Source organism: Prevotella phocaeensis, assembly GCF_900065875.1.
In the GTDB taxonomy this organism is placed as follows: domain Bacteria; phylum Bacteroidota; class Bacteroidia; order Bacteroidales; family Bacteroidaceae; genus Prevotella; species Prevotella phocaeensis.
Genome location: NZ_LT160626.1, coordinates 518,496 through 532,952 on the forward strand (window position 1 = coordinate 518,496; position 14,457 = coordinate 532,952).

Sequence of the window (14,457 nt, forward strand, 5' to 3'; positions counted from 1 at the left end):
CAGAACTCAAGAAGATTGAACGGTGCCAGCTGCTTATCCTCGATGACCTGTTCCTTGTGCCTCTTGACGCCAAGGAACGTCCCATACTGCTCGAGATTATAGAAGACAGGCATGAAAGAAAATCTATCATCATCACCTCACAGTACCCGGCGTCCAACTGGTATGACATGGTAGGCGATCCGACAATAGCCGATGCCATTCTTGACCGCATCATCCATACGGCGCGTACCATAGAATTATACGGTGAAAGCATGCGTAAGTTAAGGTCTAAGAAAAACTAGAGAATTTAAAAGGGTAAAATAAAACTGACCCCTGCACAAGGACTTTACAAGGGCAATCAAACTGTGGCCAAAGGGGGCAAAGTTGAGTGGCTTTTCCATCTTTTTTAGCGATGTTCTTCTGTGTTCTCAAGTCTACATAGCGGATAGCCGAAAGAAAAATCATTATTAATGGCGATTGCTGGAACGAAGCGGATATCGTACTTTTGTAAAATAAGAAATGAACATTCTTGACAAGAAAACAATGGAAAACCGACAGAGCAATTCCTACCAAAGGATGATGGGATATTACGACGACGTACTGACCGGACGGAAGTGGTGGTCGAGGATATATACGCGATGGATTTGGAACGATGACAGTAATCTCTTGGCTCGAAAAGTGCTTGATTTCATACCGAACGACTTTCGGGGCCGGCTGCTTGATGTGCCCGTCGGCACTGCCATTTTCACCGCCGAGAAGTATCGCCGGCTGAAAGGGGCCGAGGTGATAGGTTTGGACTATTCCGAAGAAATGATAGCCATTGCGACTTTGCGGAAAAAGACAGAGCAGATAGCCAACCTGTCTTTGGTGCAGGGGGATGTCGGAGAGTTGCCTTATGCCAACGAGAGTTTTGACTGCGTACTGTCGATGAACGGCTTTCATGCTTTTCCGGAGAAAGAAAAAGCCTTTAGCGAAACCTTCCGCGTGTTGAAACCCGGAGGCTGCTTCTATGTCTGGGGCGAGCGCCGGTTGGCGGATTTATTTGTTAAGAACGTCTTGGAACGGAAGGGATTTTTCCTTCCTCCATACGACACATTCGCTGAGGCCGGGAGCCGGCTGAGGAACATGTACGGCGACGACGTACTGACGGAGAAAATAAGTTCCGCCTGTCTGTTCAGATGCGTGAAGCCGCAGAAGAACCAATAGAAAAATGAGGGTGTTCAAAACTCAATTCTTAAGAAGATGAACTTCAAAGTTGAAATTTGAATATTCTAAAATACTAAAAAAGGTCGTATCATTACTCAAAATAGAGTTTGATACGACCCTTTTATATGTTATAATTATAATCTGTAACTTTTCGGAGTTGTCGTTTTTAGTTTTGACACAGCCCCATTGATACGTCAAGATACATAAAACAGGGCAAAATCGACCGCCCGCACCGGTATCCGAGCCGTCGGCTTTCCGCCGACGGCAATAAATTAAACGAATCGAACGAACCGGATTATTCCGCTACGGGGCGCACCGCGAAGCCGGACGGCCGAGAGGCGCCACCCTCCGGAACCACGTAGCCCGGACTGAACCCAAAGCCGCAAGCGTTGAGCGTAGGGTTCGGAACGGCCGACCAATAGTAGCCGAAGCTGCCTGCGACATTCAGCGAACCATTGCTGTTGTCGCGACTGCCCGAAACAGGAAAGTAGACGGTATTGCCGCCGCTCTTGGACTTGAAGGTATAACCCTTGTTCCAAGTGCCATCGATGTTGGGAGTACCGTTATTCTTACCGTTCAGCGTGAAACCGGTGAAGGCGTTGCCGGCGGGCATCTTCAGCCCCACAGGGCAAGGGTCGTAGATGGTCTTGACGACGAGGTTGTCGTTATAGCCTGTGGTCGTGTTGTCCATCGACCAGAGGTTGTAGTAAGAGTAACCTGTTGGGGGATTATCATACCAAGAAGTACCATCGGTGTAGAAGGTCTCGGGATGCTGGATGCCGTTCTGGATGGACATGTTGTTGCCGCCGTTCTTGATGAAGGAACCGTCGGCGACGACATCAATGCCGGGCATGGCATCCTTGCGACCGAACTGATAGTGCGTAGAGCTGATTGTTTTGACGCTGCCGGGATTCTGCGTGATGGTGATATAGCCGTGTTGTTTGACGACGGGAGAGCCGTTGCCCAAAGTCTGCTCCACCTTAATGCGCACCTGGCGGGGCTTGTCATAGGAAGTACCCTCCCACTTGCGGTAGGCAAAGCCGAGCGTCTGCGTAGTGAAACTGTAGGTAACGTTTTGATAATTGACCACGGGAATGGTGTTGAGTTCGTCGCTGTGGGCAAACCACAGATGCCACGACCAGACCACCGTGCCGCCCTTGGTAACGGCGATGACGGCGTTGCCGTTCCTGATCTTGTCCTGCGGTATGCGGAAGCGGACAAAGGCATTCGTGCCACTGCCCTCCAGCGCGAGGCTGCCTGCCTCCACGATACCGCTCTGGTCGGTCCACACTATCTTCGCACCGTCGGGAGCGTTCGTCCCGCCGTTAGTCTGGGTAATCCATGGATTATCGATGTTGACACCGGCGTGATCCTTGAAATTGCTGAGGACGCGAGCGCCCGTGTTTGAGGTCTTGTAGGACGAGGGATTGTCTGCGCCTGCCTTGATGGCATTGCCGTAGACCAATGGAATCCTGTAGTAACCCGGGGCGGAGATGAGATACGAGTTGGCGGTGTTCATAACCGTTGCCCCACCTGTCGCATTCGAGAGGTTGTAGTAGTTGCCCGGGCTACCCTTGGCAGGGGCGTCGCGGAGCACCTTATTGTATTCGGCGAGTTTGTCGACGAAAGCTGCTTTCTGCACGGAGGCCACACCGGTTACGGGCACAGTGCCTCCCGCGCTCTCCGTTACGGGCAGTGCGTCGAGCCATGCCGGCTTTGTATTACTGAGTGCAGACCAGGTGTTTCCGCCGTCGGCACTCTCCTCATAGCCCACAATCTTCCATGCCACGGCCTGCTGCGTGTGCGTGGTCGGGTCTTCGCGATAGCTCGTGATGCTGTAGTTGCCTGCGGCGGTCTGGTCGTAGGCCACGGGAGCCGGCATCGTCTGGGTAACGTTCAGCACGTAGTTCCAGTTGGTCGTCTTCTCCGACAGAGCGTAGACCTTCGTCGTGCCGGGCTTCCATTCGCCCTTGAGGGTGGCATCGATGGGCGTCGAGCCGTCGGAGAAGTAGACTTTCACATGGACGCCCTTATCCGTAAGCTGCTGCGGAATCATGAAGAACGTGAAGTTGTCGCCCGGCTTGCCCACGATGATGTTGTTCACCGCCTCGGAGGTGCTTGCGCTGACCGTTCCGTCGCCGCCGAGGACGAATGTGGCAGGAGCCGTCGGCGTGTCCCACGTGCCCGCATGGCCGGCGATGGCGGGAAGCGTATATCGGCCCTTGCTCATCGCGCCGGTAATCTCTATCTTGGTAATATTCTTGTTCCATGAAAGATTCTGCCCCACCTTGAACCGCACGGCCGTAAGGGCGTGGTGGAACTTAAGGTCAGTCGTGGGCGGTACGTATTGCGTGGCATACCTCACCTCGCCCGAGTAGGCGGTCATAAGGTCCTTTTGGTCTTTCACGTCAGGCTCCACCTCGAAGTCGACGGTGGGCACGGCAGACGGATTGGCAGCCGAGAGAGCGAGCTTCGAGTAGGGCTTGGGGAAGACGGCGTAGAACTTGCCCCATGGCTGCTGCCACGACCAGTTAATGGCGTTGACGAGCGTGCCGTCGTTGTTGGCCTCCTCATTGTAAAACCATTGCCGGTCGATGCCCGCGCCCGAGGTCGCGCCACGGTAGCCGATGGCAGCAAACTTGTCGCCGTCGGCAAACTTTCCCGTAGTCTCGCCCGTTACGTTGGCCCGCGTGGCTGTGGTCGTGAGACGTGTCGCGTCGTCGATGCCGGCCGTGGTGGTCTCGATAAGGCAGAGGTCGTCAGCCCCTTTCACCGAAATCCTCCGCGAGGCGAGATCTTCGGGAGTCAGTCCCTGCAGGGCGAGCCGACTTGCGAAAGCGGCACGTGTGGCCGGCATGTCCTTAGCCGCCCGCGCGTCGTCCTGCGCCTGCGATACGATAAACGATACGGCGGTGTCCTTGTCGCCGCCATCCTTGCCGAGTTCGTCGTCGGCACAGGAGACAAGTGTCAGCAGCGCGAGGCTACCGAGGAATAAACTGATGAAATACTTTCTGATGTTCATACTTCTTTGATTTTGCATAGTTGTGGTTTGTAAATTACTCCTCGCCGTCCCAGAGGGTCGACCTTTTCGCACCCGAAAGATCATTGTCGTCATCATCCTCCGGCAGCGGCACGATACTGATGTCTCCGCCGCCGCCACCGCCCGGCTGAACTGCCGGACTGCCGGCAAGCATCGCGTCCTCGACAGCGAGGGCATACACTTTTGTCGCGGGCTTCACATACGCCCGTCTACTTGTTTTCTTCATTCGCATAATTCTAATTGATTTATATTTTATATTGTTGTTAAGATTAAGAAGCCGTCTGCCATTCCTAAAATATCCGCGCCTTTAAGTAGTCCTTTTCGGTGCCAGACACATCCTGCGCCCACGCCGGCGCAGCCTGCACACTCGCTGATAAAAATAGAAAAAATGTCTTTGAGCTGACCGTCCCGTTCGTTGCCGGGACGTTTGCCACACCATGGCAATTAATCTTCCTTTTACCTTACGCTTGCGGAACTTCCGCACTTAATACTTATTTTGCTTTGACATTTGCCGAGCTTCGGCAAATCTGCCGCCGTTTGCCGAGACGTTTGCCGAGCTTCGGCAAGTCTGCCGTCATTTGTCGGGACGTTTGCCGAGCTTCGGCATTTAACATTTCTTTTGCTTTGACGTTTGCCGAGCTTCGGCAAAGCTCCCGTCATTTGACGGGACCTCTTCTCGCGTGTCGGAAAGGCTGCCGTCATTTGTCGGGACGTCTTCTCGCGTGTCGGCAAGGCTCCCGTCATTTGTCGGGACGTCCGTGCGCCTGTCGGCAAAGCTGCCGCCGTTTGTCGTTTCCACCTTTTATATATATGAGAGGGTTGCGGGTTTATCGGGGAGCGCGCACGGGTTGGCGGACGCGCCCCCGACGAATGCGGGCGGGAACGTTACTCGCCCCACACCGAATACGGAGCATTGCCGCGGTTGGCCTCGCTTGCTTCCTCGTCATCGTCGAAGAAGGAGCCTTTCGACAGGGCCGGCTTCTTGGCGGGATCGTCGTCGGTGATTACGCCGATGGAACCGGCGAGGATGCTGTTTTCCAAATCGATGCGTCGCGATTTGATTTCCGGTTTGATGTACTTTTTCATGTTCGTCATTGTTTGTTATGGTTATCGGGGCGCGCCCGCCGGTTGGCGGACGCTCGCCCGATGGAATATGTTTTATTTTACGATTACCTTGCGGCCGCCGACGATGTAGACGCCGGCGGGCAGCTGGCTGCGAGTGGCGGCGTCGAAGCGGTCGGCTACGCGCTGGCCACGGAGGTTATATACCGGACTGTTCACGTCGGCCGAGTCATTCGTCACGCCGTTGATACCCGTGGGTACGGTTACGGTTACAGCCACGGTGCGGTCGGCATTGATGGGGGTGGAAGCCGAGAAGTTGCCGTCGAAGGCGAGCGTGTACGTTCTCTGGGCGTTGTAGTCCGAGCCGAGGAGTTCCCGTGCGGTGGGCAGGCTGACGGTCTTGCCGTTGTTGGCGTAGCGTGTGGCCCTCACCCAGCCGCCGAGGGTGAAGTCTACCTTATTGACATGCTTCGCGTCGTCGCTGGTGGGCAGCGGGTTGTTGTCCGTGCCGATGAGCTGTCCCCACACGTTTCCGGCGCGCTTGTTCTGCAAATTGTGGGCTACCTCGCCGCTTCGCAGCTGATCGGCCGTTACCTGCGTGCCCTGCGCTGTGCCGCAGGCGTTGAGGTAGTAGCAGTTCTTGAGGGTGGTGTTGGAGGATTGCTCGTCATTGACGAAGGTGTAGCCTGCGTCGGCGTTGTTCGTGCCGAGGTAGAGGCAGTTGGTCAGGGTGCAGGTGCCCTGCTGAAGACATACAAACCCGGCCATCGCTCTCCAATCTTTATCCGCCAAGTCGGTGAACGTTCCCTTGACGACACAGTCGGTGAGGGTAACCTCGCCATCGTCGCCTACAATTTGAATCATGCCCGCCGCCTGGGAAGCATTTCCACCATAGCCCCCCGTGAGATTCACCTCGCTGACGCAGCGGGAAATAGTGATGGTGCCATCCGCTGAATAAACCAATCCGGACAGAGCGCGACCGTTTGACTTGATCTCCCCTTGGGTGCGCAGGTTGCAGATGGTGGCCTCCTTCACATAATGGAATGGCGCTATGTTTCCTTCTCTTCCACCATCCCATTTCATCTTCAGCGCATACCCCTGCCCGTCGAAGGTGCCGTAGTAGGGATTGTCGACTGTTCCCGCCATCGTGATGTCCGTTTCGAGGTCGACGTCCTGCGTCAGCCTGGCGTTGAGGTCGGTCAGTCCGTTGTTCACGAGGTCGCAGAACTCCTTCCAGTCTTCTTTCGAAGCGATGCGCATCTTGTTTACGCTGACAGTAAATTTGAGCGTCGCGCCGTTGTACTTGCGGTTCTGCGGAATGGTAACGGTGATGGTGGCCGACCGTCCGTAGCCCGAGCCGCCGAACTTCAGTCTGCCTCCATCGATCTCTACTACACTTCTGTCGCTGCTCTCATACTTTATTTGACCGTCGTAGTCATTGGGCATTCCGTTCACTTTGGGTAGCTGCGGACGGTCCCATGCTTCCATCGTGATGTCCGTTTTGTCCAGAGTGGGGTGAATGTCGTAGCGAAGCACGGCAATCTTAATCTTTGCTTCGGAGTAAGCATAATCGTTGTTGGCTTTCAGCATGGCGACGATGGTGGTCTGGCCTGCTCCCTTTCCTTTTACCTTCCCATTTTGAATTTCAGCCACTTTGCCGTTACCTATGCTCCACGATATGGGACTTCCTGTAGGGTTGTTTACCATTTGGTCAAGTGGCGTGTCGATTTCTTGGTCCACGTAAATGGTATAACTGTCCTTCTTGGCACTGAACGAACGCACTTGCACATACTCTATGGTGTACTCCGAGAACTCCACATCTTCCTCCGCGGTTATCGTAATGCTTTGGTCGGGCGCGTCGTAGCATTTTATTCTCGCCTTCCCGGCGTCACCATCATAGAATATGTTTGACGTGCAGCGGAGATATTCAGCATTCTTCAGCTGTTTGCGGACATAGAAAGCACGCACGCGCCAGCCTTCCTTGCAAGTGATGGTAACGGTAGAACCCTTTGCCATCTCCCAGTTGCGGTTGGCCGGAATCAATGCCGGCCCAGTCTTGCAGTCGCTCCACGTGACGGTAAGAATGCCATGATCGAATGTGCGTGTGCCTTCCACTTCTCTTAGGTTTCGGTTGCGAGCTGTAGTTGTGTACTCTTTGCTCCACGCCGGCGCCGCCAGCAATAGGATGAAGAGAACGAGACAGAGCCTCTGAATGATTTCTTTTGTAGTTGTTTTCATTGTGATTATAAAACTGTTGTTGTTATTTATCAGTGATGGGTGATCGGGGAGTGCGCCGCCGGTTGGCGGGCGCTCGCCCGATGGATGGTTATTTCACGATGACCTTGCGGCCGCCGACGATGTAAACACCGGCGGGCAGCTGGCGACGCGTGGTGGCGTCTAAGCGGTCGGCCATGCGCTGGCCCCGGAGGTTATACACGGGACTGTTCACGTCGGTCGCGTCGGTCGTTACGCCGTCGATGCCCGTGGGCACGGTTACGGTTACCTTCACCGTGCGGTCGGCGCTAACGGTAGTGGCATCCGAGAAGCCGCCGTCGAAGGTGAGCGTGTACGTTTTTTCAGCGTCGTAGGCCTTGCCGAGGATTTCCTCTGCGGTGGGCATAGAGCCGTGGATGGCCTTGCCTTTGTTGGCGTAGCGTGTGGCCACTACTTTGTCGTTGTAGCTGAAAGCCACCTGATATACGTGCTTCGCCGCGTCGGCCGTGAACTGCGGCTCGTTGTCGGTGCCGAGGGTCTGTCCCCAGAACTGGTCGCTTCTGCCGGCCTGCAATTGATAGGCCACAAAGCCGCTCTTCAGCTGCGCCTCGGTGATCTGCGTTCCCTGCGCTCTGCCGCAGGTGTTGAGGTAGTAGCAGTTGTTGACGGTGCCGTGTCGGCCAAAGGTGCGTAGGAATCCTGTCCCTTCCGAATTGTTCTTGCCTATGTAGAGGCAGTTGTTAAAGGTTAAGTTGAGTTTCTCGTCCCAATTCCTTACAAACCCGGCCATGTTCCATCGGCAATTGTCATGTTCGGCGTAGAGTCTTCCCTTGACGACGCAATCGTTGAAGGTGACAGTGTTATCTCCGCTTCGAAGCATGCCTGCTATGCCGGAATCGTGCTTGTCGTCGCTACTACTGATGTTCACCTCGCTGACGCAGTTGGAGAAGGTGGCGTTTTCCGCTCTATAAACCAATCCGGCCGCGTTTTCCTTCGTTATTATCGACCCTTTGGTGCGCAAGTTCTTGATAGTGCCGTTAATCACAGCGTGGAATGGAGCTATCCAGTAATCTTTGTCGACCTCCCAGTTGACCGTGATCGTATGCCCTTGTCCGTCGAAGGTACAGTTCTCGAGATTATTCATCGGTATAATCTCCGTGCCGAGGTCGAGGTCGGCCATCAGCTTGGCGTTGCAGGATGGGTAACTGTAGTACCTCTTCCAGTCGTCCTTCGTGGTAATCTGGAAGTAGCCGTTGACGATCATGTATACAGCCAGGGTTTTGTTTCTATAGAGAGGATAATCAGGGACGAATTCATAGGGTAAGACAATCTCATACGTATTTTGGGAATTGTAGTCATCGCCCAAAATCTCCTTTGCGGTGGGCAGCAAGATTTTCTTGCCACTGTTGATTCCACGTGTGGCCTTCACCTCTCCGTGGTAGGTGAATTCTATTTTAAGCAGCCGCCTCGCGGGGTCGGTGGTGAGCATCGGCTCTTTGTCGGTGCCGATGAGCTGTCCCCATACTAGGTCTTGTCTGTCGCCCTGCAATCTGGCGGTCACGCCACCGCTCTCGAGCTGCTCTTTGGTTACCTGCTCGCCCTGCGTTTTGCCGCAAGCGTTGAGGTAATAACAGTTGTTGATGGTGGAGTTGTAGACGAAGGTGTTGCCGCCGGTGGCGTTGTTCGTGCCAAGGTAGAGGCAGTTGGTCAGCGTGCAGGTGCCATACTGAAAACATACAAATCCGCCCATATATCCCTTGCCTTTGTCCGTCGTGGCGTTAAACGTTCCCTTGACGAGGCAGTCGGTGATGGTAACCTTGGCATCTTTTCTTACACATTGAATCATGCCCGCCACGTCGCATGCATCATCGCTATAGTGGCTCGTGAGATGTACATTGCTGACGCAGCGAGTGAGGGTGGTGGCGCCATAGGCCTCCACAACCAATCCTGACAAATAGCGATCGCGCGAGGTGATCTGCCCTTCGGTGCGCAGGTTCTTGATCGTGGCGCCGTCCATATACTTGAAGGGGGCGATGTTGTTCCCTGAGCCGCCATCCCAGTTCATCTTCAGCGTGTGCCCCTGCCCGTCGAAGGTGCCGCCATAGCGTCTGCCTTCGCCCACCATCGTGATGTCCTTGCCAAGGTCGACGTCGGCATCGAGCTTGGCATTGAGCGTGTTATGTCCGTCGTTCACGAGGGCGCAGAACTTCTTCCACTCGTTGAGGTTGCCGATGTACATGGTATTACTCTGCTGTTCGCCACGCACCACAATGAAAGTATGCGAAAAAGAAGTCGCCTCGTAGCGATCGTTCTTTTCCTGCTTCACGGTGATGGTGGCCTCGCCTATCGTACCGCCGAACGTGAGGCCGTCATTCTTAGAGGCGCGGAGGACGGCGGGGTTGCTGCTGGTAATGCTCAACTGCGGATTGTCCCATTGGAAATTTTTGCCGCTCTGTGTGGTCTCACCGAGAAATCTGCGTAAGTCGTAGTTGCCGAAAAGCATAGAGGGAAGGCCTTTATCGGTGAAGGTTACGCGGTCGCGCATCACGTTGATCGTCGTGCTGCACTCCGCTTTGGCATAGCTCTGATTAGCTTGGTAAGTGATGGTAAACACTCCCGTTCCGGGGCGCTTTATGTCTAATTTTCCGCCCTCGAGTACTGTCGCAATTATATTGTTTTTGTTCAGATAGTAGCTGACATGGCCGGTATGCCCACCGGAGTTGACCTGGGGAGTAAACCATCCCGAGAAGGAGTAATAATCATACTGTCCCTTCGAGAATCCCACGTTGGCCACCTTGACGTAATGTACCGTGATGCGGCGTATCTTCAGCTGCCCCTTGTTCGACATGTTGTGCCCCTCGATGTAGATCCACGACGAGGGCGCGTCGAAGTTGCCGAACACGATGTTGTTGTTGTCGGGCTGTGAGCCGGACTCCTTGACAAATTGCATTCTGTACTCAGTGCCCGGGGCGGTTTCATACTTGCCGATGCGGTCGAGTCCTCCCTTATCATATCGGCTGCCGCCCTCGGTGTCTTCCAAGACAACCTCGCGGATGCGGTAACCGTCTGGCACGCTGATGGTAACTCCCGAGCCTTTGGCCAATTCATAGATGGTGCCGCTTTTGGAAGTATAGCATCTGTAGAAGTGGACGGATACGGGACCCTTCTTGAGGTCGTAGACTTTCGTACCTTTGGGCGATTCCGTGGACTTGAACAGTTCCGAACCTTGTGCCCATGCTCCCATGGAGGAAACCACGAGCAGCAGCAGGAGGCTTAGCCTCTGAATCATGTTTTTTGTTTTCATTTTACTAAAGATTTAATGAAGTTTATTGTTTTTATTTCTTTTCTTTGATTAAGTTAAGAGTGATCGGGGAGCGCGCCCCTTGTTGGCGGGCGCACCCCCGATGAAAAGAAGAGTTTATTTCACGATTACCTTGCGGCCGCCAACGATGTAGATGCCTGCGGGCAGTTGGCTGCGAGTGGCGGCGTCGAAGCGGTCGGCCACGCGACGACCCTGCAGGTCATATACCGGACTGTTCACGCCGGCCGCGTCGTTCGTTACGCTGTCGATGCCCGTGACGACGGTTACGGTTACATCCACGGTGCGGTCGCCACTGACAGTAGTGGAAGCCGAGAAGTTGCCGTCGAAGGTGAGCGTGTACGTGTTTTGGGCGTTGTAGGCCGAGCCTAAGAGTTCCTGTGCGGTGGGCAGGGCGCCGTGGATGCCCTTGCCTTTGTTGGCGTAGCGGGTGGCCTTCACCTCGCCGTTGTAAGCGAAGGCTACCTTATACACTTTCTTTGCCGCGTCGGTCGTGGGCCGCGGTTTTTCGTCGGTGCCGAGCACCTGTCCCCAGAACTGGTCGCTACGACCGTTCTGCAATAGGTAGGCCACCTCGCCACTCTTCAGCTGCGCCTCGGTGATCTGCGTGGTCTGCATGCCCTGCGCTGTGCCGCAGGGGTTGAGGTAGTAGCAGTTGTTGGTGCGACCGCTGGCGGTGAAGGTCGCGCCGGCCTCATTGGCGTTGTTCTCGCCGATGTAGAGGCAGTTGTTGAATACGCTGTATTCTCCCATCCAACCAGCAAATCCGTCGATTCCTCTCTTGGCAGCTTCGTCCGGGACGTAGACGCTGCCAGACACGAGGCAGTCGTTAAAGGTAATGGTTCCTTTTCCGTGTGCCTCGGAAATAAAGCCTGCCATGCCGTATAGGTTGCCTTGGATAACGGTGGTGCACATGATAATCACGTTGCTGGTGCAGTTGGAGATGGTAGCACTATTATACAGTAAGCAAATCAATCCTGACAAATAGTTAGTAGTCGACACAAGCGTTCCTGCGGTGTGCAGGTTCTTGAAAGTGGCGTCCTCCACATACCGGAATAGGGCTGTGAAGGTTTGGCTTCGGGTATTCCATTTGATATAGATCGAATGCCCGTCGCCGTCGAAGGTGCCGCCATAGTGATGGTTTTCTGTTCCCGCCATCCAGACGTCGTCGATAAGCTCGATGTTCTTTGTCAGCTTGCCATTGAGCTTGTTCTGTCCGCCGTTCACAAGGTCGCAGAACTTCTTCCAGTCTTCCTTCGAGGCGATTTCGTAGTAGTCCTTTTCGGTGGGGATGATTGGTACGTTGTAGTCGGCATTGATGCGGGTAGAAGCGTTAAAGCTGCCCCCAAAGCCGAATCCGCTGTAATAATGGTGGGGGTTGTAGTCCTCGCCTAAGAGCTCCTGTAGGGCGGGTAGGCCGCCATAGAAGCCTTTGTCTTTGGTGGCGTAGCGTGTGGCCGTCACCTTGTTGTTGTAGGTGAAGTCTACCTTATATACATGCTTCGCGTCGTCAGCGGTGGGCAGCGGGGCGTTGTCGGTGCCGAGGATCTGTCCCCACGCTTGTTTCGGACGCTTGTTCTGCAACTTGTAGGCCACCTCGCCGCTCTTCAGCTGGTCCGCCGTTACCTGCGTGCCTTGCGCTGTGCCGCAGGCGTTGAGGTAGTAGCAGTTGTTGAGCTTCGCGTTCTTGGCGAAAGTGTTTGAAAATTCATTCCCATCGCCGCTGCCTATGTAGAGACAGTTGTTCAGGGTGCAGTGGCCGCGCTGAGAATATACAAACCCTGCCATTCCCTTCTTGCCTTCTTCCGTGGCGTTAAATGTTCCCTTGACGATGCAGTCTTCGATAGTAACATGGGCATTATCTTTGATATATTGAATCAAACCCGCCGCTTCGCATATGCCACCGTTATAGATGCTCTTGATGTTCACATCGCTGATGCAGCCCGAGACGGTGACTGTGCCATAGGCATTTTGAATCAATCCGGAAAGTCCTTTTCCGTTGGACGTGAGCGTCCCTTTTATGCGCAGGTTCTTGATGGTGCCGCCCTCCACATAGTAGAATGGAGCTCTCCAATGGTTTGAACCGATATCCCAGTTGAGCGTCAGCGTATGCCCCTGCCCATCGAACGTACCGGAGTAGTGTTTGCTATAGGCCAGCATCGTGATGTCCGTACCGAGGTCGACGTCGCCTGTCATCTTGGCGTTGAGATTGGTCCGTCCGCTTTCCACGAGTCCGCAGAACTTCTTCCAGTCGTTGGGGTCGCGGATGTACATGGTATTACTCTGCTGGTCGCCACGCACCGCAATGAAGGTATGCGAAAAAGAAGCCGCCTCGTAGCGATCGTTCTGTTCTTGTTTTATGGTGATGGTGGCCTCGCCTGCCGTACCGCCGAACGTGAGTTTGCCATCCTTAGAGGCGCTGAGGACGGCGGGATTGCTGCTGGTAACGCTCAACTGCGGATTGTCCCATTGGAAATCTCTGCCGCTCTGTGTGGTCTTGTCGAGATGTTCGCGTAAGTTGTAGTTGTCGAAAATCACGTCGGACATGTTTTTGGGAGTGAAGGTTACCCGGTCGCGCTTCACGTTGATTGTCGTGCTGGTCTCCGCTTTGGCATATTTCTCATTGGCATGCCAAGTGGCGGTGAAAACTCCCTGTCCGGGGCGCTTGACGTTTATTTTTCCGTTCTTGAGGACATCCGCAACATCATTGTTGTTCAGCTTGTATTCGACATGGCCAGTGTGCCCACCGGCATTGAGGACAGGAGTAAACTCCCCTGACATGGAGTATACATCATACTGCCCCTTCGAGAACTTCACTTTGGCTATCTTGACATAACCCACGATGATGTCGCGCACCTTGAACTGTCCCCACTTGGAATTGTTGTGGGTGTTGATCTCGACACTTTGTTTCGGTGCATCATAATTATAGACAACGATGTTGTTGTTGTCGTCATTGAGCTGTTCCTTATTGCCTTCGGATATTTTCGAATTCGATATGGATTTCTTCTCGAAGTAATAGTCATAGCCCATTGAAACCGATTTGATGCGCTTGATGCCATTTTTGTCGTCATAGTCCTCTCCACCCTCCGTGTCGCGCAGAATGATCCAACGGATGGCATAATTGTGTTTAGCCGTTACGGTGATTTCGGAACCTTTTTCTAATTCGAAGATGGCTCCGCTACCCGTTCCGCCGGTGGTCTTGCAATCGCTGAACGTGATATCCACCGGCACAGTGTTGAGTGTTGTTATCTTCCTGTGCTTGCCCAAATAGCGTGAGCGGAAAATCTCGTATCCCTCACGACCATAATCTGTCGCCAGCGCCGGCGCCGTCAGCAGCAGGGCGAAGAGAACGAGGCAGAGCCTCTGAACTGTAATTGAATGTTTCATGTTGAATTAAAATTAAAAAATTAAACATTAAGTTTGATGTTTGAAATTTGATGTTTGAAATGAATCATTCAAATTGAATTTGAAATGATTCGTTGAGATTGAAATTTGGAATTATACCATAGGCGTTGAAGTTTTAAAAGTTAGACATTGGGTTTGAAATGTGAATTTCCGTGGCGTTTGCCGGGCTTCGACAAGCCTGCTGTCGTTTGTCGTTTCCATCTTTTATATATGAGAGGGTTGCGGGGTTATC

8 protein-coding genes are annotated in these 14,457 nt (G+C 53.8%); 2 read left to right on the forward strand and 6 right to left on the reverse strand.

Annotation, left to right across the window (positions count from 1 at the left end; genetic code table 11):
* Positions 1-281: ATP-binding protein (locus BN3912_RS10320; RefSeq protein ID WP_195906779.1), on the forward strand; the 281-nt coding region annotated here is incomplete at its 5' end.
* A gap of 241 nt (positions 282-522) precedes the next feature.
* On the forward strand, positions 523-1,185 hold the full coding sequence (locus tag BN3912_RS10325; protein ID WP_036859544.1) for a class I SAM-dependent methyltransferase: 663 nt from the start codon (positions 523-525) through the stop codon (positions 1,183-1,185).
* Positions 1,186-1,480: 295 nt separating this feature from the next.
* Here BN3912_RS10325 and BN3912_RS10330 read toward each other — a convergent pair whose 3' ends face one another.
* The 6 genes from BN3912_RS10330 to BN3912_RS10360 all read right to left on the reverse strand — a co-directional run bounded on the left by BN3912_RS10330 (position 1,481) and on the right by BN3912_RS10360 (position 14,207).
* Entirely contained in the window at positions 1,481-4,207 is a 2,727-nt protein-coding gene (locus tag BN3912_RS10330) for a fimbrillin family protein (protein ID WP_023984094.1), read from the reverse strand.
* Positions 4,208-4,241: 34 nt separating this feature from the next.
* Positions 4,242-4,451 carry a hypothetical protein gene (locus BN3912_RS10335; protein WP_036859542.1) on the reverse strand — a complete coding sequence of 70 codons (210 nt, stop codon included), beginning with the start codon at positions 4,449-4,451 and terminating at the stop codon, positions 4,242-4,244.
* A gap of 659 nt (positions 4,452-5,110) precedes the next feature.
* Complete coding sequence (locus BN3912_RS10345; RefSeq protein WP_036859540.1) at positions 5,111-5,311, reverse strand: hypothetical protein; 201 nt, start codon at positions 5,309-5,311, stop codon at positions 5,111-5,113.
* Positions 5,312-5,383: 72 nt separating this feature from the next.
* Positions 5,384-7,525: a hypothetical protein gene (locus BN3912_RS10350; protein ID WP_023984091.1), complete on the reverse strand. Its 2,142-nt coding sequence runs from the start codon at positions 7,523-7,525 to the stop codon at positions 5,384-5,386.
* An 88-nt stretch (positions 7,526-7,613) separates the two neighbouring features.
* Positions 7,614-10,790, reverse strand: a complete 3,177-nt coding sequence (locus BN3912_RS10355; RefSeq protein WP_154665159.1) for a peptidase M26 — start codon at positions 10,788-10,790, stop codon at positions 7,614-7,616.
* Between the two features lie 129 nt (positions 10,791-10,919).
* On the reverse strand, positions 10,920-14,207 hold the full coding sequence (locus tag BN3912_RS10360) for a hypothetical protein (protein WP_064972316.1): 3,288 nt from the start codon (positions 14,205-14,207) through the stop codon (positions 10,920-10,922).
* Positions 14,208-14,457: the final 250 nt, after the last annotated feature.

Bases quoted from the DNA above. Each gene is read 5' to 3' on its own strand.
- BN3912_RS10325 (WP_036859544.1), top strand. From the start codon at position 523: ATGGAAAACCGACAGAGCAATTCCTACCAAAGGATGATGGGATATTAC.
- BN3912_RS10330 (WP_023984094.1), bottom strand. From the start codon at position 4,207: ATGAACATCAGAAAGTATTTCATCAGTTTATTCCTCGGTAGCCTCGCG.
- BN3912_RS10335 (WP_036859542.1), bottom strand. From the start codon at position 4,451: ATGAAGAAAACAAGTAGACGGGCGTATGTGAAGCCCGCGACAAAAGTG.
- BN3912_RS10345 (WP_036859540.1), bottom strand. From the start codon at position 5,311: ATGAAAAAGTACATCAAACCGGAAATCAAATCGCGACGCATCGATTTG.
- BN3912_RS10350 (WP_023984091.1), bottom strand. From the start codon at position 7,525: ATGAAAACAACTACAAAAGAAATCATTCAGAGGCTCTGTCTCGTTCTC.
- BN3912_RS10355 (WP_154665159.1), bottom strand. From the start codon at position 10,790: ATGATTCAGAGGCTAAGCCTCCTGCTGCTGCTCGTGGTTTCCTCCATG.
- BN3912_RS10360 (WP_064972316.1), bottom strand. From the start codon at position 14,207: ATGAAACATTCAATTACAGTTCAGAGGCTCTGCCTCGTTCTCTTCGCC.